Origin of the sequence: Neobacillus sp. YX16, assembly GCF_030123505.1 — a bacterium.
GTDB lineage: Bacteria > Bacillota > Bacilli > Bacillales > Cytobacillaceae > Neobacillus.
This window is the reverse complement of record NZ_CP126115.1, coordinates 4314553-4333870: the sequence shown is the minus strand read 5'-3', so window position 1 is coordinate 4333870 and position 19318 is coordinate 4314553. Positions and strand designations below refer to the sequence as shown.

Genomic DNA, 19318 nt, shown 5'->3' with positions numbered 1-19318 from the left:
GGGGTGTATAAAATTATTAGGTAAACACACGCTAATAAAAATAATGTACCGTGACTCGTTAAAAAAAGCATGATTCTTTTTTCATAAAAATTTAAGTCTCAAAAACTACCTATTATGAAAGTAGAAGGTGAATATGAATCATCTTACAATACATGAGATAGAGACTATCAGTCAAATGAAAGCCGAAACGGACAAAAAGAATCTTGATAATATTTCGAGAACGGATGCCTATTTTTCCTATTTTAAAAAGAACCCAGATATTATTTGGTCATTCCTAGCCAGTATGGTATCAAGGAATGGCGGGTGGAATATGTGTGACCTGGAAGGGCATGTATTTCGAGAAATATTAGAGCCTAAAACAAGGAAGGAACTATTTCTAACTTTTGAACGAGCCAATTGGTTAATTTTCCACGATGTTTACCCTCAATTACTGGTCTATCAATATTCGACGAAAATAAAACGTCCAATGTTTCATCTTCTTCCATACTTTGAATGTTCCGAATTTATTCGAAAAGAGTGGGAGAGATACTGGAAAGAAGGTAATACTGAACGCCTTACGACTTCGTTAATAATAAATGAACAAAATGTGATTCATACCCCTGTTATTGGGCATCCAGTTTACAAAAAGCGGGTTTTTCAGTCGTGGATTTTTAATGTACAGGATTGGCTTCATTTCAGCTCTGTCCTATTTCCCACATGTGGGGGGGAATTATATGGTGCTAGTGTAAATGGCTTTAAGTCACTTTCGAAACGAATTAATCTTGGAAAAAGATTAGCTAGAATCTTGACCCATCCTCGGCTTTTTCCCTTGTTTTTCGATTTTGCTGATAAAACTCCGCATACTGGGTCCCGAAATGATTATGAACAATATTTTAAGACAAAGACGAACCGTAACACACCTATATTAAGAGCAACCTTTCCCATTATGGAACACAAACATTATGAATATGAGGATTGGAGCAAGAATCGAGTGATTTCCCCGGCATGGCTGTATTTTCAGGCAAGACATCGCCATCCTATTCACTTAACAGATTGGTACTTTGAAAAATCAAATCAGCTGGATTTAATGCTAGCGTTCCACAAAACATCCCATTTAAAGAAAATATAAAAGCAAGGCGCTATGCCTTGCTTTGTCATTTCATTATGAGGATTGTCCAGCTACAGCGCCTAGGGGCTCGGGGTCATAAGCCAATCTGTCAAGAAGGTTAAAAAGCAACCTTCATGCCAGCTCGTCTTATGCCTGTCGCCCCGAGGAAAAAATGAACTGCTTTTTTCTCTGAGCAAGGCGCTTCCGCTTTTCTATTCCGCCGGACGATTTGGTCCTTCGAGCTTTTTATCACCATAGCCAACTTTATTGTCTACTTGTGCTGCGCCAGATTTTTTGTTTTGTTTCTTTTTTGACATTATCAACACCTCCAATTTTAGCTTGTTCGATTTTCCATTTTTCATGCGAAAATGAGATAGTGTCGAACGGAAAGGTAATAAATGCCAAATCAGCACTTTCTTTGACGAAACGCTTCTAGTTTTGTCAATGGGGGAGGAAGCGTTAAAAAGAAAGAGAATAGTACAATATATAAACGCGAGGAGGTTCTAAATTTGATGAATTCGTCATTGCCAGAAAAGGAAAAGCTGCTTTCTATGCTGACAGAGATATATGATCAATTAGAAGAATTGGAGATTGTTCTAGAAGCATCTTTCTCAGACCTTCGCATTCAAATGAATCATGAAGAGCAAAAAAAATTATTGGAACCGATTCATAGACTCTCAATGCTTGAAATGGAATTAGATAAGATAAATCCATCTCCCCACGAATCCACTGCAGATCATAGTATTTCAGTAACAAGAGCACTAAAACTTGAAATGGGCTTTTAATAACCGATAGAATAAGAATAGGAAACATAAAATTGAGTAGCTTTATAAAAGCTGCTTTTTATTTTGTAGGCTGTGTTAATGCAAATTTAGATATTGGCACTCTGTTGATTGGAGCGGAAGGCGCGAGACTCCTGCAGGAGGCTCCCCGAACCGCCTGGAGCTCCAATCAACAGACCATATTAACACAGCCATCTAATGAAGGGAAATATGGGCGATGTCTAAAGAAATTCTCCAATTAACCAAAAAGCTGTTACACTATAACCGATTATTTATTGAATATTTCCAGGAAGCTCGGGAGAAAGGGACCACCCATGATTTTCATGAGGTAATAAAGCCGTTTGCCAATGAAGTAAAAAGTACTGCGATTGAATGGAGTACTCTAATGAAGACTTGGTTAACAAATAGCCCGCAAAAACATATACATCCAAAACAAGTCAATACCACTTTTGAACATATAGAACAATTATCCATTCAGGCCTTTTTTCCAAAAACAAGCCGATCAAGATTTTTAAATGCTAATCGAACGGTTGAATTTTTTCTTTTAGAAATAGTAAAGGAACTTGAAGAGTAAAATAGAGATGCAGTTTTTGCATCTCTAAGGCTTGTCTAGCTGGTATTTTTCGTTTTATGAATTTTCGATGAGGGAGTCTTGCTTATAGTCGTCTGGAATTACTGCGCCCTGCGATTCGAGCTCACGTACAAGAAGACGGTATTCTTTTATGTTAATCTCGTTGTGAATATAAGCTTTCTTAGCAAAATCCATTAATGCATTTACATCATCAGTGTTGTAATCCCGACTTTGATTAAATTTGCTTTTAAGTGAGCGAATGTCCATATGTAATTCCTCCTTCATCATTTTTTTAATAGTACCATGAAAAAAAAGGATTCCTAGTTTTTAAAATATTTAAACTTTAGACAAAATCCCCCTCATTTTGACATTGAAATCTATTTGCAAATATGCACCCATCATCACCTTCCAACATAGTTTGTAGTAATGAAAACGCGGAGGAGATGTTTGCCCATGTTTGGTAAAAATAGATCAAATCATTATCTAAATCATGGATACTCGGGGCAAATGAATTACGGGAGTCCAATCCATTATCCAGCACATATTCAGGGGACTCCTCGTAATCAACCATACCAAAACCAATCAGTACAAAGCATGGAATGGTACCCATATCAGCAGCCAAATCCATACTACCAGCAGCCGTATCAACAATCCTATTCTCAACCATATCCACCATATGATGTAACCTTTCCACCAGGTGGAATGCCCCAGCAAACATACAATCAAGCTGGACAGTATCCTCCTAAAGATGCACAGTTTCTATTTCAAAATCCGTTGCAGCCTAAGGAGGAAATGACACCAAATCAGTATGCACCGCAAATGAACGGTTATCCAGTAATGAACCCTTATCCAAAACCAAATGGAATGCTGAAACAGCCAGGGGGGATTCAATCACTTATGAATTCTTTTAAGTCTCAAGATGGGACCGTTGACGTCAATAAGATGGTGAATACCGCAGGACAAATGGTAAATGCAGTAACGCAGGTATCTTCATTAGTAAAAGGTATTGGTGGAATATTTAAAGCATAGAAAAGTAGAAAGACGGCTAATAGCCGTCTTTCTTATTGGGTTTTGTCGAAAAATATATGGTGTGATGATATTTTTCGGGTTATTAATCCTCAATATTTATAGATGTTCCTCTAACCATAGGAACAGTAATGGTAAGTAATCCATCGCGATAAGAAGCTTTAACCATTTTTTCATTAATAACAACAGGTAATGAAATGGTTCGGGAAAGCCTTTCGTGTGAAATCCTTTTTTGGAAAATGCGATTGTTAAGATCTTCTGTTGTTCCACTTTCAGTATTTTCAATCGAGATAGTTAATTGATTGGGTAAGATATTTAGTTGTATTTGCTCTTTTTTAACCCCAGGAAGCTCGGCTGTTATAATATATTTATCCTCTGATTCCCGTACCTGAATAGGAAAAGCACCACCAGGAAACGGACTGTTAAAAAATTCATCAATGGATTGCAAAAATCCCTTTACCGGTTTTTCATGAATTAAGTCATTCATGGATCTAAACAAATCTCGAAACTGCTCGGGTTTGAACTTTTTGTTATTATTTTGGTCACTAGGAGGCATGGATGACATCATACTTTCCCTCTCTTTCCAAATTTTCTCACCATATCATATGCATTAGGCTTTTGTATGTGCAGCGTCATAAGTTCGAGACGAATTTATGAACCTTTTATTACAACTCTATTTTAAGTGAGAAATGTCACATGAAAAATATTCTAGTATTTGTATCCTGAGTAAGTAATTTACGAGAAAGCGAGGGAACAAAATGTTCTGTAATCAATGTGAACAAACTCCTGTTGGTGGTTGTACAGTAGTAGGTGTTTGTGGGAAAGATGAAACGATTTCAAGCTTGCAGGATACGATTATTTACGGATTAAAAGGAATTGCGGCCTACCGAACACATGCCAATCAACTAGGATATACGGATTCATTTGTCGATACAACTACACAAGAAGCTCTTTATATGACATTAACCAATTCTAATTTTAATGTTCAAGAACATATCGAAATGGCAATGAAGGTAGGACAGGCTACTGTACGTGTTATGGAAATGCTGGATGAAGCCCATACGAAGCGTCTTGGATTTCCAGAGCCAATCACTGTCAGCCAGAACAAAATTGAAGGAAAATCTATTGTGGTTTCAGGCCATAACTTGTTTGCACTCGAGGAATTACTAAAGCAGACAGAAGGAAAAGGCATTAACATTTATACGCATTCCGAAATGCTCCCAGCACACGGGTACCCGGCATTAAAGAAATACGCTCATTTAAAAGGAAATATCGGAAAAGCATGGTATGACCAACGACGTCTTTTTGACAAGTTCCCTGGTGGGATTTTGGCAACGACCAACTGTGTAATGCCGATTAAAGGTACATATGCGGATAGGATGTTCAGTTATGAAGTAGCAGGTCTTGAGAATGTACAAAAAATCACTAATGATGATTTTTCACCATTAATCGAGCGAGCTCTTGAGCTTCCTGAAGCGGATATTCATTCAGACGAAACCTTGATTACTGGATTCCATCATGAAACCGTTCTTGGATTAGCTCCAGAAGTGATTGATGCTGTGAAGGCTGGAAAGATAAAACGATTCTTTGTGATTGCAGGCTGTGACTCACCTGGAACAGGTGGAGAATATTATCGTGAGCTTGCAACTTCATTACCTCCGGAAGCGGTTATCCTAACAACCTCCTGTGGTAAGTTCCGCTTTAATGATGTGGATTATGGAGTCGTCCCTGGAACCAACATTCCTCGGTATATCGACTTAGGGCAATGTAACAATTCCGGTTCCACTGTTAAAATTGCGATGGCCCTTGCTGATGCTTTTGGCTGTGAAATTAATGAACTGCCTGTAAGTATTGTTCTTTCTTGGTTTGAACAAAAAGCAGTAGCAATCCTATTAGGATTATTCAGCCTAGGAATCCAAGATATTCGAATTGGGCCTAAAGCGCCGGATTTTATCTCTGAAGGAGTCTTACAAGTTCTTCAAGACACCTTTAAGTTAAAGTTAATTGGAACTGCACAAGAAGACATGTCAGATATGCTCCAGCTTTCAGAAGTATAGAAAGAAAGAACCGCAGCATCAAAATGGCTGCGGTTTGGTTTATATTAAATTAATTTCTGAAAGTAGGACATCGATATCAAGGATCATATTTCCATGGTCATCGACTTCGATTAGTTCATCCTTTTTCATTTTTGTCAGTGTTCTACTAATCGTTTCGCGAGTCGTTCCAATCATACTGGCCAAATCACGGTTAGTAAACTCCGATTTAAGCAGAATCGTCCCATCTTCTAATTCCTTCCCGTGCTTTTGCCCAAGGCGAATGAGAAGTTTGATGATTTGTTCATATGTATTGTTAAGAATTTGTTCTTCTAACTGATTCTGTAAATCAACAATTTTTTCACCAAGTACTTTAAAAACTTTAATGCTTAATTCAGGGTACTCAATAAGAACACCTTCAAATTTTGAAATAGGTACTGCAATTAACGTTGACGGTTCAAGAACTTCGGCATAAGCAGGATAACTGCCTTTTCTGAAGAACCCTACATGAGGAAACATATCCCCTTTTTTCATGATAGCAACTATTTGTTCCTTCCCATGGATATCACTTTTATATACCTTTATTTTTCCGTCATAAATAAAATAAACATTTTCTAAGGGATCACCTTGAAGAAAAACATGACTTTGCTTTTTCCATTCTCTTGCAATGGAAATATGGGCAATCCTAGATAATTCGTAGTCATCTAATTCCCTAAAAAGCGTGAACTCAGAAAGCACCTTCTTTATATCTTCAATTCTCATATTCCACCTCCACATACGTAATAAAATATCTTATACTATTGTAACAGACAAACAAATAATAATTAATCTTCTTTTTTTACGAACGTTTATTCGCTATAATGATAGCAATGAGGTGAACCCATGAAACTAAAGAAAAATTTACAGGAAATTCTTGTTGATTTAAAAATAAATGACAGTTTTAAAGAAAATATCGTTACATGGAAGACACTCGAATCAAAGGTTGCCCAAACTGTCTCACTTCCTGAGGATCTTCATCCGGAATTAGGAGATTCACTAAAAAGTAAGGGAATAGATAAGCTTTATACGCATCAAAAAACGGCTTACGAGAATATCATGGCCGGAAACAGTGTTGTAGCCGTGACACCAACCGCTTCGGGAAAAACATTATGTTATAATCTTCCGGTTTTGCAAAGTATTTTATCCAACCCAAACGCAAGGGCTCTTTATATGTTTCCCACAAAGGCTCTTGCACAGGATCAAAAGAGTGAAATCAATGAAATTATCCAGGCAGCTGGAATTGATATCAATAGCTATACCTATGATGGGGATACACCAGCAAATATCCGCCAAAAGGTCCGTAAAGCAGGACATGTTGTCATAACCAATCCTGATATGCTCCACTCTGCGATCCTTCCTCATCATACGAAATGGGTTTCACTCTTTGAAAATCTCAAATTTGTTGTGATCGATGAGCTTCATACCTATCGAGGTGTCTTTGGCAGTCATGTTGCCAATGTAATCCGAAGGCTAAAACGAATTTGTCGTTACTATGGCAGTAATCCTGTTTTTATCTGCACATCGGCAACCATTGCCAATCCGCTTGAACTAGCTGAAAAGTTAACAGAAGAAAAAATGGTCCTGATTGATAATAATGGAGCACCTAGTGGAACCAAACACTTTCTTTTTTATAACCCGCCCATTGTAAATAAGCCCTTAAATATTCGAAGAAGTGCAACACTTGAAGTTCGTAAAATTGCAGGTGAATTGTTAAGAAATAAAATTCAGACGATTGTCTTTGCTAGAAGCAGGGTTCGGGTTGAAATTATCTTAACCTACTTGCAGGAATTGGTGAAAAATCAGTTAGGTCCCAAATCTATTATGGGATATCGTGGGGGCTATTTGCCTACAGAGCGCAGAAAAATAGAAAAGGGCCTTCGCTCCGGGGATATATATGGGGTAGTCAGTACGAATGCGCTCGAGCTTGGAGTAGACATAGGTCAGCTGCAGGTTTGTATCATGACGGGATATCCTGGAACCATTTCTAGTGCATGGCAGCAGGCAGGGAGAGCAGGAAGAAGGCACGGCGAAGCATTGGTCATTATGGTTGCAAGTTCTAGCCCACTAGATCAATACATCATTCAGAACCCTGAGTACTTTTTTAATAAAAGCCCGGAGACGGCAAGGATTAATCCTGATAACTTAATTATTTTAATTGATCATATGAAGTGTGCTGCATTCGAGCTTCCCTTTAAAGCGGGTGAGCAGTTTGGGGAAGTTGGGACAGAGGAGCTGCTTGAATATCTGACACAGGAACGGATTCTCTATCAGAATGGTGATAAATGGTATTGGATGAATGATTCGTTTCCTGCTCATAATATTAGCTTGCGCTCCGCTTCACAGGAAAATGTCATCATTGTTGACCAATCAGATGTAGCAAATGCAAAAGTAATTGGGGAAATGGATCGTTTTTCCGCTATGACGCTGCTGCATGATGAAGCTATTTATCTCCATCAAGGAACTCAATTTCAGGTTGAAAAGCTTGATTGGGAAGAAAAAAAGGCCTTTGTCCGTGAAGTGGATGTCGATTATTTTACGGATGCCAATTTAGCCGTACAACTTAAGGTCTTAGAAGAGGACAAGCTTAATAAGCTGGAGTTTGCAGAAGTTGGCTATGGGGATGTAAGCGTCCGGGCAATGGCAACCATTTTTAAGAAAATTAAATTTGAGACACATGAAAATATCGGTTCTGGGCCAATACATCTCCCTGAAGAAGAGCTCCACACGAGTGCGGCATGGATTTCGTTAAATAAGTCGTTCGCGGAAATGGGACAAGAGCGATTAGAGCAGGGACTTGTTGGCACTGCTCATGCTTTAAATCATATTGCACCATTATTTGTAATGGCAGATCCACAAGATTTACATGTGATACCACAGGTAAAAGCAGATCATAACGAAAAACCAACGATATTCTTTTATGATCGATATCCCGGCGGCATCGGTTTAAGCGAGAAAATTCATTCTGGAATGTCAGTAGTCTTTGCAGAGACGAAGAAAATGATTGAACACTGTATATGTCAAACTGGGTGCCCATCATGTATTGGGACCGATGCTGTGGGTGAGACCGCAAAAAGAGATACTTTAAAAATAATTGAAGCTTTTATTAATCCTTCCAATTAATATGAGGAAGTGCTGAAAATGTCATTGAAAAATAAATTAAATCGTTTAAAACCGCATATTTCAGGAGGAGAACCCGCAGTAAACAGTAGTACTCCTTCTGAGCCATCGAGGATTGAGATACCATTCCTGCCTAAATGGGAAAGTGAAAATGTGACTCCTTATTTATTGGACCAGGATTACTGTCTGATTCGTGAAGTAAAATATCCGTTGGCACAAAAACATGGTCATTACCATTTTCAAGATTTTCTTACAGCTGTTGATGTCTGGAATAAGCAGCCTATTAGCCATCCATTATCAGCCGAAGGGCATCGTGCAGAAGAATTATTCTTTTTTGATACGGAAACAACAGGCCTAGGCGGTGGAGTTGGGAATACGATTTTTTTACTAGGTTACGCAAGTGTGATTGGTGAAAGTCTTGTTTTAAGACAGCATATTCTTCCTCATCCTGGTGCTGAGGTCCCTTTATATAAAAGCTTTCTGGAGAAGGTAAATTATAAAACATTAGTCACTTATAATGGGAAATCCTTTGATTGGCCGCAAGTAAAAACCAGGCATACACTCGTAAGGGATCATGTACCAAAGCTTCCAGCCTTTGGCCATTTTGATTTATTTCATGCAGCAAGAAGACTTTGGAAGCATAAGTTGGACCGTCTTAAGCTAGCAGTGGTCGAAAAGGATGTCCTAGGAATCGAAAGGAAAGATGATATTCCAGGGTATTTAGCTCCAATGATTTATTTTGATTTTATTGAAAGTAAACAGCCGGATGGGATGCTGGGAATCATTAAACACAATGAAATTGATATTTTGTCGCTAGTCACATTATATACCCACCTTACCTTTCAACTTTGTGGGATGGACATCAGCCAAACACGAAAAGAATCTTTTGAAGTGGGCAGGTGGTATGCTTCACTTGGGGAAAAGACTGAAGCAAGAAAGGTATTGACGAAGCTTGTAGAAGGAAGTGATTTTACTTCTTTACAAGCAAAGCTAACATTAGCCTATCAGTTTAAAAAAGAGCAAGACTGGGAAAGTAGTTTACCTTTATTTTTAGATGTGGCTGACGAAGGAAATCAGCTGTTGAGCATTGAAGCATGTGTGGAAGCTTCAAAGATATATGAACATAAGTTAAAAGATTACAAGCTTGCCTTGGAATATTGCCTGCAGGCTTTGGAGCTTGTGGGAAATTCGAAGGCTCCAATCGAAAAAATCAAGCAACAGCTTGATCTCCGGCGGAAACGTTTGGAGGGGAAATTCGCTAAATTTTCCAGGTAAGCGCAGTATTCGTCGTTCCTCGATTTTTTGTAACAAAAAATTCATATTTAGTTACGAAAATAATAGTAATCTCATATTGTTTCTTATAGTTGAAAGTTGTAAAATAGTTAACTGTGAGTAAAAAACGACTATAAAACAATAATGGGGTAGATACTATGTATAAAGCAATCTTGTATTTATTTTTTGTTGTCGTTTGTTTGACTGCAGTACTTTTTTCAAGCTTAAAAGATAACTTATACTCAATGCTATAAAATGGAACAGCGCCATCCGAAATATAGACGCTTATCACTATGGTTTTGACTTAGACAGTTGTCTAAGTGAAGTTAATCTTAATTAGATATATGAAAAATAGGTATTTTCATTAGTACAAGAAATACTCTCCTATCATAGGCTGTTAATGTAAACAGAATATACATTTGAAGGGAGAGCTTATATTGTATCTTGGAACTAATTTTGCGCCGCCAGTCATTCATCCGACTAAACAAATCGTAAACCACACTTTCTCAACTACCGTGGTTCCGCATATTCATCCAACACATACAACAACTATTAATCATCATATGTTCCAGCATAAACACTATTGTCCACAGACAGCTTCATGTGCACAGGATTGTTGCCATCAACACATTAACTGCTGTGGAGGTGGTATGCCGGCACCTGCACCAACGGCTGTTGCTGGAGCTCAGAGCAATGCATTACCTCTTGGAAACAACATGCCGCCTAACATGGGACCAGGCATGATGGGACCGGGTATGGGACCAGGTATGATGGGTCCGGGTATGGGACCAGGTATGATGGGTCCGGGTATGGGACCAGGCATGATGGGACCAGGTATGGGTCAGGGAATGGGTCCAGGAATGGGACCAGGCATGGCACCAGGTCAATTCCCACGTCCACGACGTTTCTTTGGATAATCAAATCTACAAGGGCAAGTTTGCCCTTGTTTTTTTAATATGTTTTGATATGTTATTTAAAAAAGACGGTATTCATTGTCGATAAGGAGAAGAACCTTGATTAAAGTTTTAGCCATATCAGGTTACAAACCATTTGAATTAGGAATTTTTAAAAATGACCATCCTTCCGTTTATTATATTAAAGCAGCTATAAAGAAAACATTAATACCGATGATTGAAGACGGTTTAGAATGGGTCTTAATCAGCGGTCAGCTGGGCATGGAGCTATGGGCAGCAGAAGTTATCTATGACCTGAAATCTGAATATCCTGATGTAAAGCTGGCTGTTATTACGCCATTTTTAGAGCAAGAGGCTACTTGGAGTGAACACAACAAGGAATGGTATAAATCTATACTGGCACAAGCGAATTTCATTGATTCAGTTACAAAAAAAGGGTATGAAAAACCTTGGCAATTTCGCATGAAAAATCAATTTTTTATTAAAAAAAGCGACGCCTTGCTCCTTTTTTATGATCAAGAAAAAGAAGGAAGCCCAAGATACATATACGAAATGGCTGGCCAATATCAAAATAATCATTCTTATCCCATCCAGCTGATAACCTTTTATGATTTACAAGTAATTGTTGAAGAAGAACAAGAACTCAAACGTACAGATTTTTAAAAGAAATTCATATTATAGAGTTATAAGAAAGAAAAATTGACAAAATCACTTATTTTTGAAAAAATAATAGGTAATGATTGGCGAATGACTTGGGGTGATATTGAATGGTGACCGATAAAGTGAAACTTACCGCTAAGGATATATTAGAAAAAGAATTCAAGACCGGTGTAAGAGGATATAAGCAAGAAGATGTTGATAAGTACCTAGACTTGATTATCAAGGATTATGAAACATTACATCAGGAAATTGAAGATTTGCAGCAAGAAAATCTTCGTTTACGAAAGCAGCTAGAAGAGGCATCTAGAAGACAGCCAGTAACACAGCCTGCAGGAACGACAAACTTTGATATCTTGAAACGTTTATCAAATCTTGAAAAGCATGTTTTTGGTAATAAGTTATACGATTAACAGATCGTACCTTGATTTCCAAATTAGTACCATTGATTAATACGATACAAATGCATATAATAAAAAAGTACTCATTAATTACGTTCGGGTAATCGCTGCAAGAAGCATTTGCACTCTTGTAGAGGAAAGTCCATGCTCGCACGAGCTGAGATGCTCGTAGTGTTCGTGCCTAGTGAATTCATAAGCTAGGGCAGCCTGAATAAGGCTGACGGCCGGGAAAATACCTAAGTCCTTACGGATATGGTATGAATACCTATAAAAGTGCCACAGTGACGGAGCCTTTTCAGAAATGAAAAGGGTGGAACGAGGTAAACCCCACGAGCGAGAAACCCAAATAATGGTAGGGGCACTTTCTCTGAGGAATTGAACGAGGAGAAGGACAGATTCCTTGGGATCTGTAGATAGATGATTACCACCTAAGTACGAGGCGTTTACGCCGTTTGTAGTACTCTGGTACAGAACATGGCTTACAGAACGTTATTAATGTAAATAAAAGTTAATGGTATCGACTCTCCTTATGAGGAGAGTCTTTTTACTTTTAGTGAATATACGTTTTGCATGGGCTTACTGATTTTGGTCTATAATGGTATGATAGACCAGCAAATAATCATACATAATAAGGTTAAAAGTTAAGGGTGGACGAAAATGGGAAAATATCAATTAATTGCAACCGCTGCAATGGGGCTGGAAGCATTAGTAGCAAAAGAAGTACGCGCTCTCGGTTATGAGTGTGAGGTAGAAAATGGCAAGGTGATTTATACTGGTGATGAAACCGCCATTGCCCGCAGCAATATGTGGCTGCGTACAGCGGACAGAGTAAAAATTAAAGTCGGTGAATTTAAAGCCTATACCTTTGATGAATTATTTGAGAAAACTAAAGGCTTACCCTGGGAAAAGTATCTTCCAGAAGATGCCGAGTTTCCTGTAACCGGAAAGTCGGTAAAATCAAAGTTGTTTAGTGTTTCAGATTGTCAGGCGATTGTGAAAAAAGCGGTTGTGGATCGAATGAAAAGTTACTATAAGCGAGATTCTTGGTTTGAGGAGACGGGTGCCTATTTTCGAATAGAAGTGGCATTGTTAAAGGACGTAGCTACTATAACGCTTGATACAAGCGGTCAAGGACTACATAAACGAGGATACCGTGTGGATCAAGGGGAAGCACCATTAAAGGAAACCCTTGCAGCGGCACTGGTACAATTAACAAATTGGAACCCTGATAAACCATTTATTGACCCTTTCTGTGGCTCTGGTACCATTCCAATTGAAGCTGCCATGATTGGTCAAAATATTGCTCCAGGCTTTAATCGTGAATTTGTTTCGGAAAAATGGAATTGGATTCCGGGAAAAGTATGGGATGAAGCTCGAACTGAAGCGGAGGATTTAGCAAATTATGACCAGCCATTGGATATTATGGGAACTGATATTGACCATCGTATGATCAAAATCGCTCAGGAAAATTCCTTTGAGGCAGGTCTTGGTGATCTCATTCAATATAAACAAATGCAAGTAAGAGATATTACAACCACCAAGGAATATGGCGTGATTGTTGGAAATCCTCCATATGGAGAAAGACTCGGTGAGAAAAATGCTGTTGAGCACATGTACAAGGAAATGGGACATGCCTTTAGCAAGCTCGACACCTGGTCCATTTATATCTTGACCTCTAATGAAGAGTTCGAGCAATTTTATGGAAGACCAGCTACAAAAAAGCGCAAGCTATTTAATGGATTTATCCGTACTGACCTTTATCAATTTTGGGGAAAAAGACCACCCCGTTCAATTGAATAGTACGCAAAAAGAACAATTGGAGCCTACCCGAAAAAGGCTCCATTTCATTCGTTTATAGGAGGGGATTATATGCAAGACCGTATTCCATTTGTAGTTTCTAAAACTGAATCCTTTTATGACAAGCTAAGTGAATGGATTGGTGACTTATTTTATGATATTTTACCCGAAGCTGGGTTTGAATTGCGTGATGAACAAATCTTTATGGCCTTTCAGCTGGAGAAAGCATTCAAGGATAAAAAAATTATGTTTGCTGAAGCAGGAGTTGGTACAGGAAAAACAATTGTTTACCTCCTCTACGCTATTATGTATGCCAGATACACAAATAGACCAGCCATCATTGCCTGTGCAGATGAAACATTAATTGAGCAGCTAGTGAAAAAAGAAGGTGACATTTCCAAGCTTGAGAAAGTCCTTGGGCTCAATATTGATGTTCGTTTGGCAAAGTCCAGGGACCAATACCTTTGCTTAAAAAAGCTCGATTATGTTAGGCATGAGGACTTTAATGATGATATAGCTGGAATTTATGAGGAATTACCAGATTTTGTTCATAGTGATGGCTCGATGCAAAGGTTTGAAAGATATGGCGACCGCAGGGATTATCCTACATTGTCTGATGATACTTGGGGAAAGATTAACTGGGATATGGTCCAAGATTGTTTTTCTTGCGAAAAAAGACACCGTTGCGGTCTTACATTAAATCGTGATTTTTACAGACATTCAAAGGACTTAATCATTTGCTCTCATGACTTTTATATGGAGCATATTTGGACAAAGGAGTCGCGTAAGAGGGAAGGGCAGCTCCCGTTATTGCCTGACCACTCTTCTGTGGTTTTTGACGAAGGACATTTACTTGAGTACGCGGCACAGAAAGCCTTAAGCTATCGTTTCACCGATTCAACACTAGAGACCTTACTTACTAGGCTAATGGAAAATGAAGTGCGTGAAAAAACACTCTATACCATTGAGGAAGCTCTTTTAGACAATGATAAGTTCTTTAGTGCAATATCACAGTATTCTGTCCCATCAGAAGGATCAGAAAAACAAATGATTACTATGAATCCATCTCTAATCAAATATGGTACAACTCTGTTAAATCGACTTCAAGCAATTGAGGAAGAGCTTGTCTTTGAAAGTGAATTGTATGTAATTAATGAGTATGACTTGAAAATTGTTGAGGAATATTTAGAGCAAATTACTTACTCGTTATCGTTATTCCTTAAAGAAATGAACGGGATTACTTGGTTTGAGGAAAAGGGATACGAACGGACACTTGTCATCATGCCTAAAATGGTTGAAGAAGTCATGAGGGACGAAGTCTTCGTACAGAAAAAACCGTTTATCTTTTCATCTGCAACACTGTCGAACCAAAAGAAATTTGACTATATTGCCAATAGCTTAGGGATTAAAGAGTTTTTATCTTTCTCTGTGGATTCGCCTTTTGATTACCAGGAAAAAATGGAAGTATTTATACCGAAATTTAATCAAAATTCGATGGAAGCTAAGATTGACTATTGTATAAATAAGATTGTTCAATCTGAGGGCAGGGCACTTATTCTGTTAAACAATCAAAATGAATTAAAGAGTCTTAAACAAAGGCTTTCGGGAACAGTTCCATACCCAGTGTACTTTGAGGGGGATGAAGAAATAAGCACGCTTGTTTCAAAGTTTCAAAATGAAGAGCATGCTATTCTTTGCACCATCCATTTATGGGAAGGGTTAGATATTCCAGGCAGATCATTAGAAAATGTGTTGATATTTTCCTTGCCATTCCCTCCAAATGATCCAGTGTTTACGGCAAAAAGGAATGGTGTTGCTAACTCATTTGAAGAAGTGGATTTACCATATATGCTGCTTCGATTACGCCAGGGCATTGGCCGATTAATTAGAAGTGAAAACGATCGAGGCAGTGTTCATATCATGCTGGATGAAGATATAAATTTAGCATTATTGCAGAAAATTAAAGATGTTCTCCCTACAGAGGCAGTTGAAGTATAATAAAAAAGGTCAGCACCGGTGGCTGACCTTTTGCTTATCTTCCTAATAACCGAAGTCCTTCTGGAGTCATTTTCTCAGGTGACCACGCAGGTTCCCAGACAAGATTAACATCCACATTTCTAGTTTCTTCTATCCCTTGAACAGCGTAGCGAACGCCAGTAGTAATGCTATCGTGAAGTGGACAACCAGGTGTTGTTAACGTCATAGTAACATCTACATCGTTTTCTTCTTTAACTTCCACATTATAAATTAAACCCAGGTCAACAACATTAATATTTAACTCAGGGTCATATACACTTCTTAATGCTTCTATTACTTTTTCTTTTAAGTTCATCCTAAACACCTCGTTATTTTTTTAGAACGCTCAGAATACTTAACGCAATGATGATAAATACAATCGAAAGAACAAATTGGCCAATATTAAAGAGTAGAATACTTTTAAAGACGATAGAAAAAAACACAGATAATACAGATACTACAAATAAGGTAAATAAGGGAACAACAATCTTTTCATTCATCATATCTTTTAAAGAAGGGACGACATTTTTCCCAATTTGCTTACTGTATTTAAAAGTCCACCATAAAAATGGAACAATTTTATATAAATATCCTGTAATGCTAAGGACAATCCATAGCATTAAGTAAAGGTATACGAACGGGCCAATAAGATTTGAAAATTGCTCACTCCATAAAGCGATGAAGGCTGCTAGGTGGACGATATTTCCTAAACCAATGGCAACAATAGAAAACGAGAATGGCTTATCGAGCTTCTTTTTTAACCTTTTTTTAATAATAATAGAGATATGCCAGCTGAAAATAGTGAATCCAGCTAGTAGTAAGAAAAATCCAGCTTTTAGTAAAATGTCATTACTAGTAAAAAATGATAGTAACGTAATCACAATACCGGAAATATATAAACCATATACATATCGTGCTTGTACCATTGGGAATCCATGTGATAAAGAAAACATAGGAACCATCTTATAAGAAAAACCGAAAATTAATAGTGTAAACCAGCCAGTTACCCCCATTAAAAGATGGCTTTTAAAAATTGCTTGATAGTACTTAGACGCAAAACCTGTTTGAAGAGAATAAATTAATGTTATTCCTAAGAATATCGTCAAGAATAAGCAAACGAGAGCGCTGCCGACAAAAGCAGTCAGGATATTCTGTTTTGCCTGTTTTCTTAAAGTCATAAACATTTGAAATAAGAACATTAAGATACCAAGCAACATGAGAATACCTGGTAGTAATGCGTTTTGTGGCGATACATATAACATCCAAGAAAAAGAAGCAATTCCTATTGCAGTAACAAAAAATTGGATAAATCCAAATTTCTCATTCCATATTTTTGTTAAGAAAGCAACGGGAACCAGCTGATACATTGCACCCATCGCGACCATTAGTGCCCAGCCCAAGATGAGTAAATGGGCAGCAGACCAGATAGCCGGTATGCGGAAGCTGCCATTCACGAGCATTTGTCCATTTACTAACACCAGAATTTGTGATAACACAAGGGCGATTAAACTAAAAATGATAAATGAGATAGGAAGCTTAATATTCGTTTCATTTCCCGTAGATTGAGCGAGCATTCTATTTCACCTTCTTAGCGGAAGATTTCAATTTTAAAGCTTCCGTCGTTTTGTGGTTCTGTACGCTGCTTGTAGCCAAGTTCCTCTAGCTGCTCATATAGGAACATGGGTCTTCTATCATTAATAATCGTTAAGACTGCACCTTGTTCTAAATTCTCCAAGGCTGCAAGTGTTCTCATCATCGGCTGTGGCGGTTCTAACCCTCGATTATCAAGTATCATATTGAATCACCTTTCTTTATGAAATTATGCATTCTTAGTGAAGGTAACTTTCCAATGCTTCGTATCGATTTCCTCGTCCTCATGGGTAAAGCCTTTTGCTTTTAATACAGCGAATAGTGGTACAGGCTTGAATGGAGCATGGAGGATAAAGACATCATTATCTTTCACTTCTTTAATAGCTTCCATAATTTTTTGGAAAGGTTCAATCTTATTCTTTAAATCTTCTCTAACATCTAGCTCAATAATCTTCTGTTCCATTTTTAACAACTCCCTGATTGATTTTATTAATAGAATAATTCCTGTTCTAGTGCTTCACGGTCGATTAAATAGAGTCCATCTTCGCGCTGGTTAATATAGTTTTTCTTTTTTAAATGGTTAATCGTCCTGCTGACTGTTTCTCTTGAGGTGCCAATCATGTTTGCCAGCTCACGATTTGTAAATTGTGTTGTTAGCTGATACCTGCTGCCAACCTGTTCACCGTTTGACTGGCAAAGTCTAATAAGAAGTAATACGATTTGTTCAAAGGTGTTATGGAGGACTTGCGCCTCTAATCTGCCTTGAAGGTCGACAATTTTCTCTCCTAGCACTTTAAAAAGCTTTATGCAGAGTTCAGGATTAGCAATAAGCGTTTCTTGAAATTTGTCAATTGGGATGACAATAAGATTTGCTTCTTCTAAAACCTCCGCATGTGCAGGAAAGTTTCCTTCCCGGAAAAATCCAGCATGTGGGAACATCTCACCAGGTTCAAGTATGGAAACAATTTGTTCCTTCCCGGAAAAATCTGTTTTATAGATTTTTATTTTTCCAGAATGGATAAAAAATACCCGGTCAAGTGGATCATCCTGCATAAATACATACATCTTCTGCTTATAAAAGCGAGTCAAGGCTATTTTTATGAAAGGCTCCAGCTCTTCATCAGATAATTCTTTGAATAGGGGGACATCCGATAATCTTTTGTTTATGTCCTCTTGCTTCATTAACATCACCTTCGTATTAGTAATTCTTAATTACCTTCATTTTAGCAGTGATTGAAGAACAAATATGTGACCTCCATCATAGATAGCAAGTTTCTTTGAAAATAATTCTCAATAAAAAGATCCGCAAGATTTAATCTTGCGGATCTTCTTCATGGTGAGATTCGTCGAAGCATTCAAAGCAATACATCTTCCGGTCATCAGATTGTACGCCGTTAAAGAAGCCATCTAAACAATAAATTTCTTTTGAGCAGGTCGTGCAATAGCCAACCAATTCTTTCATTCTATTTTTCTCCTTTCATTAACTATTAGCAAAATCATCCTGTAGGTGTGATAGTTAGCACTATGGCGAGAATACAAATTTTCTATAATAAATAAGAAGTTAGCGAATTAATAGGAGTGAAAATGGATGCAAACTTACGCAAAGATTATTCATGTACCAGATTATCCACCACGTGAAAAACATTCAACTATATTTAAAGGTTTTGACGAATTGAATTCTGGTGAATTTATGCAAATTGTAAATGACCATGACCCAAGACCACTTCAGTATCAATTTATGATGGAAAGACCTGAACAATTTTCTTGGGAATACCTTGAAGAAGGTCCAGAGGTTTGGAAAGTATCTATCGGTAAAAAGTAATACGGTTGCTCTGAACCTTATTGAACATACTTAACTTCTCTAAAATATTTTTACTTAACTTTTTTATTTCTTGGCTGTGTTAAACATGGCTGTTGATTTACGCTCCAGGCGCTTCGCTTTCCGCGGGCTCGCCCGTGAGCCTCCTCGGTCGTTCCTACCTGCGGGGTCTCACTCAGCTCGTTCATCCCGCAGGA

At 37.9% G+C, this 19318-nt stretch carries 22 protein-coding genes and 1 other RNA gene; 14 read left to right on the top strand and 9 right to left on the bottom strand.

Annotation, left to right across the window (positions count from 1 at the left end; translation table 11 throughout):
• The first annotated feature begins 133 nt into the window (after nt 1–133).
• The 3 genes from QNH48_RS21285 to QNH48_RS21275 all read left to right on the top strand — a co-directional run bounded on the left by QNH48_RS21285 (nt 134) and on the right by QNH48_RS21275 (nt 2443).
• A complete protein-coding gene (locus QNH48_RS21285) occupies nt 134–1108 on the top strand; it encodes a DUF2515 family protein (RefSeq protein WP_283951909.1) in 975 nt (324 codons plus the stop codon).
• Nucleotides 1109–1596: 488 nt separating this feature from the next.
• The gene (locus QNH48_RS21280; protein ID WP_283951908.1) at nt 1597–1872 is read left to right on the top strand and encodes a hypothetical protein; all 276 of its coding nucleotides are present in this window, start codon (nt 1597–1599) and stop codon (nt 1870–1872) included.
• A 214-nt stretch (nt 1873–2086) separates the two neighbouring features.
• The gene (locus QNH48_RS21275; RefSeq protein ID WP_283951907.1) at nt 2087–2443 is read left to right on the top strand and encodes a DUF1798 family protein; all 357 of its coding nucleotides are present in this window, start codon (nt 2087–2089) and stop codon (nt 2441–2443) included.
• Between the two features lie 54 nt (nt 2444–2497).
• Here the strand turns inward: QNH48_RS21275 and yppF are convergent, their stop codons facing one another.
• The gene (gene yppF / locus QNH48_RS21270) at nt 2498–2707 is read right to left on the bottom strand and encodes a YppF family protein (RefSeq protein WP_095247332.1); all 210 of its coding nucleotides are present in this window, start codon (nt 2705–2707) and stop codon (nt 2498–2500) included.
• A 186-nt stretch (nt 2708–2893) separates the two neighbouring features.
• Here yppF and QNH48_RS21265 point away from each other — a divergent pair, with 186 nt between their 5' ends.
• Nucleotides 2894–3469 carry a YppG family protein gene (locus QNH48_RS21265; protein ID WP_283951906.1) on the top strand — a complete coding sequence of 192 codons (576 nt, stop codon included), beginning with the start codon at nt 2894–2896 and terminating at the stop codon, nt 3467–3469.
• 82 nt (nt 3470–3551) lie between these two features.
• Here QNH48_RS21265 and QNH48_RS21260 read toward each other — a convergent pair whose 3' ends face one another.
• Complete coding sequence (locus QNH48_RS21260) at nt 3552–4034, bottom strand: Hsp20/alpha crystallin family protein (RefSeq protein ID WP_349655099.1); 483 nt, start codon at nt 4032–4034, stop codon at nt 3552–3554.
• 190 nt (nt 4035–4224) lie between these two features.
• Here QNH48_RS21260 and hcp point away from each other — a divergent pair, with 190 nt between their 5' ends.
• Nucleotides 4225–5523 (top strand): hydroxylamine reductase, encoded by a 1299-nt coding sequence (gene hcp / locus QNH48_RS21255; RefSeq protein ID WP_283951905.1) that lies wholly within the window; start codon nt 4225–4227, stop codon nt 5521–5523.
• Between the two features lie 39 nt (nt 5524–5562).
• Here the strand turns inward: hcp and QNH48_RS21250 are convergent, their stop codons facing one another.
• Nucleotides 5563–6261, bottom strand: coding sequence for a Crp/Fnr family transcriptional regulator (locus QNH48_RS21250; protein ID WP_283951904.1), 699 nt, complete (start codon nt 6259–6261; stop codon nt 5563–5565).
• 120 nt (nt 6262–6381) lie between these two features.
• On the opposite strand from QNH48_RS21250, the gene QNH48_RS21245 reads away from it, so the two are divergent.
• The 8 genes from QNH48_RS21245 (at nt 6382) to QNH48_RS21210 (ending at nt 15694) form a co-directional block, all read left to right on the top strand.
• On the top strand, nt 6382–8658 hold the full coding sequence (locus tag QNH48_RS21245; RefSeq protein ID WP_283951903.1) for a DEAD/DEAH box helicase: 2277 nt from the start codon (nt 6382–6384) through the stop codon (nt 8656–8658).
• Between the two features lie 18 nt (nt 8659–8676).
• The gene (locus QNH48_RS21240) at nt 8677–9930 is read left to right on the top strand and encodes a ribonuclease H-like domain-containing protein (protein WP_283951902.1); all 1254 of its coding nucleotides are present in this window, start codon (nt 8677–8679) and stop codon (nt 9928–9930) included.
• Nucleotides 9931–10364: 434 nt separating this feature from the next.
• Complete coding sequence (locus tag QNH48_RS21235) at nt 10365–10844, top strand: CotD family spore coat protein (RefSeq protein ID WP_283951901.1); 480 nt, start codon at nt 10365–10367, stop codon at nt 10842–10844.
• A 99-nt stretch (nt 10845–10943) separates the two neighbouring features.
• Nucleotides 10944–11504, top strand: a complete 561-nt coding sequence (locus tag QNH48_RS21230) for an SLOG family protein (RefSeq protein ID WP_283955844.1) — start codon at nt 10944–10946, stop codon at nt 11502–11504.
• A 104-nt stretch (nt 11505–11608) separates the two neighbouring features.
• Nucleotides 11609–11911, top strand: a complete 303-nt coding sequence (gene gpsB, locus QNH48_RS21225) for a cell division regulator GpsB (protein ID WP_283951900.1) — start codon at nt 11609–11611, stop codon at nt 11909–11911.
• A gap of 80 nt (nt 11912–11991) precedes the next feature.
• Nucleotides 11992–12386, top strand: an RNA gene (gene rnpB / locus QNH48_RS21220) — RNase P RNA component class B.
• A 170-nt stretch (nt 12387–12556) separates the two neighbouring features.
• Complete coding sequence (locus QNH48_RS21215) at nt 12557–13699, top strand: THUMP domain-containing class I SAM-dependent RNA methyltransferase (protein ID WP_283951899.1); 1143 nt, start codon at nt 12557–12559, stop codon at nt 13697–13699.
• Between the two features lie 69 nt (nt 13700–13768).
• Nucleotides 13769–15694: an ATP-dependent DNA helicase gene (locus QNH48_RS21210; protein WP_283951898.1), complete on the top strand. Its 1926-nt coding sequence runs from the start codon at nt 13769–13771 to the stop codon at nt 15692–15694.
• A gap of 34 nt (nt 15695–15728) precedes the next feature.
• On the opposite strand, the gene QNH48_RS21205 is transcribed toward QNH48_RS21210, so the two are convergent.
• The 6 genes from QNH48_RS21205 to QNH48_RS21180 all read right to left on the bottom strand — a co-directional run bounded on the left by QNH48_RS21205 (nt 15729) and on the right by QNH48_RS21180 (nt 18764).
• On the bottom strand, nt 15729–16028 hold the full coding sequence (locus QNH48_RS21205; protein WP_283951897.1) for a metal-sulfur cluster assembly factor: 300 nt from the start codon (nt 16026–16028) through the stop codon (nt 15729–15731).
• 13 nt (nt 16029–16041) lie between these two features.
• Nucleotides 16042–17286 (bottom strand): hypothetical protein, encoded by a 1245-nt coding sequence (locus QNH48_RS21200; protein WP_283951896.1) that lies wholly within the window; start codon nt 17284–17286, stop codon nt 16042–16044.
• Nucleotides 17287–17300: 14 nt separating this feature from the next.
• Complete coding sequence (locus QNH48_RS21195) at nt 17301–17507, bottom strand: DUF2249 domain-containing protein (protein WP_095247344.1); 207 nt, start codon at nt 17505–17507, stop codon at nt 17301–17303.
• A gap of 24 nt (nt 17508–17531) precedes the next feature.
• Nucleotides 17532–17765: a DUF2249 domain-containing protein gene (locus tag QNH48_RS21190; protein ID WP_283951895.1), complete on the bottom strand. Its 234-nt coding sequence runs from the start codon at nt 17763–17765 to the stop codon at nt 17532–17534.
• Nucleotides 17766–17791: 26 nt separating this feature from the next.
• Complete coding sequence (locus QNH48_RS21185; protein ID WP_095247346.1) at nt 17792–18484, bottom strand: Crp/Fnr family transcriptional regulator; 693 nt, start codon at nt 18482–18484, stop codon at nt 17792–17794.
• A gap of 130 nt (nt 18485–18614) precedes the next feature.
• The gene (locus QNH48_RS21180; protein ID WP_283951894.1) at nt 18615–18764 is read right to left on the bottom strand and encodes a hypothetical protein; all 150 of its coding nucleotides are present in this window, start codon (nt 18762–18764) and stop codon (nt 18615–18617) included.
• 126 nt (nt 18765–18890) lie between these two features.
• On the opposite strand from QNH48_RS21180, the gene QNH48_RS21175 reads away from it, so the two are divergent.
• The gene (locus QNH48_RS21175; RefSeq protein ID WP_283951893.1) at nt 18891–19124 is read left to right on the top strand and encodes a DUF2249 domain-containing protein; all 234 of its coding nucleotides are present in this window, start codon (nt 18891–18893) and stop codon (nt 19122–19124) included.
• Nucleotides 19125–19318 lie beyond the last annotated feature (194 nt).

Excerpts from the sequence above, each read along its gene's own strand:
- QNH48_RS21240 (WP_283951902.1), top strand. The coding sequence starts at position 8,677 with ATGTCATTGAAAAATAAATTAAATCGTTTAAAACCGCATATTTCAGGA.
- hcp (WP_283951905.1), top strand. The coding sequence starts at position 4,225 with ATGTTCTGTAATCAATGTGAACAAACTCCTGTTGGTGGTTGTACAGTA.
- QNH48_RS21205 (WP_283951897.1), bottom strand. The coding sequence starts at position 16,028 with ATGAACTTAAAAGAAAAAGTAATAGAAGCATTAAGAAGTGTATATGAC.
- QNH48_RS21210 (WP_283951898.1), top strand. The coding sequence starts at position 13,769 with ATGCAAGACCGTATTCCATTTGTAGTTTCTAAAACTGAATCCTTTTAT.
- QNH48_RS21175 (WP_283951893.1), top strand. The coding sequence starts at position 18,891 with ATGCAAACTTACGCAAAGATTATTCATGTACCAGATTATCCACCACGT.
- QNH48_RS21265 (WP_283951906.1), top strand. The coding sequence starts at position 2,894 with ATGTTTGGTAAAAATAGATCAAATCATTATCTAAATCATGGATACTCG.
- QNH48_RS21215 (WP_283951899.1), top strand. The coding sequence starts at position 12,557 with ATGGGAAAATATCAATTAATTGCAACCGCTGCAATGGGGCTGGAAGCA.
- QNH48_RS21190 (WP_283951895.1), bottom strand. The coding sequence starts at position 17,765 with ATGGAACAGAAGATTATTGAGCTAGATGTTAGAGAAGATTTAAAGAAT.
- QNH48_RS21245 (WP_283951903.1), top strand. The coding sequence starts at position 6,382 with ATGAAACTAAAGAAAAATTTACAGGAAATTCTTGTTGATTTAAAAATA.
- QNH48_RS21250 (WP_283951904.1), bottom strand. The coding sequence starts at position 6,261 with ATGAGAATTGAAGATATAAAGAAGGTGCTTTCTGAGTTCACGCTTTTT.
- QNH48_RS21260 (WP_349655099.1), bottom strand. The coding sequence starts at position 4,034 with ATGATGTCATCCATGCCTCCTAGTGACCAAAATAATAACAAAAAGTTC.
- gpsB (WP_283951900.1), top strand. The coding sequence starts at position 11,609 with ATGGTGACCGATAAAGTGAAACTTACCGCTAAGGATATATTAGAAAAA.
- QNH48_RS21195 (WP_095247344.1), bottom strand. The coding sequence starts at position 17,507 with ATGATACTTGATAATCGAGGGTTAGAACCGCCACAGCCGATGATGAGA.
- QNH48_RS21180 (WP_283951894.1), bottom strand. The coding sequence starts at position 18,764 with ATGAAAGAATTGGTTGGCTATTGCACGACCTGCTCAAAAGAAATTTAT.
- QNH48_RS21200 (WP_283951896.1), bottom strand. The coding sequence starts at position 17,286 with ATGCTCGCTCAATCTACGGGAAATGAAACGAATATTAAGCTTCCTATC.
- QNH48_RS21285 (WP_283951909.1), top strand. The coding sequence starts at position 134 with ATGAATCATCTTACAATACATGAGATAGAGACTATCAGTCAAATGAAA.
- yppF (WP_095247332.1), bottom strand. The coding sequence starts at position 2,707 with ATGGACATTCGCTCACTTAAAAGCAAATTTAATCAAAGTCGGGATTAC.
- QNH48_RS21275 (WP_283951907.1), top strand. The coding sequence starts at position 2,087 with ATGTCTAAAGAAATTCTCCAATTAACCAAAAAGCTGTTACACTATAAC.
- QNH48_RS21185 (WP_095247346.1), bottom strand. The coding sequence starts at position 18,484 with ATGAAGCAAGAGGACATAAACAAAAGATTATCGGATGTCCCCCTATTC.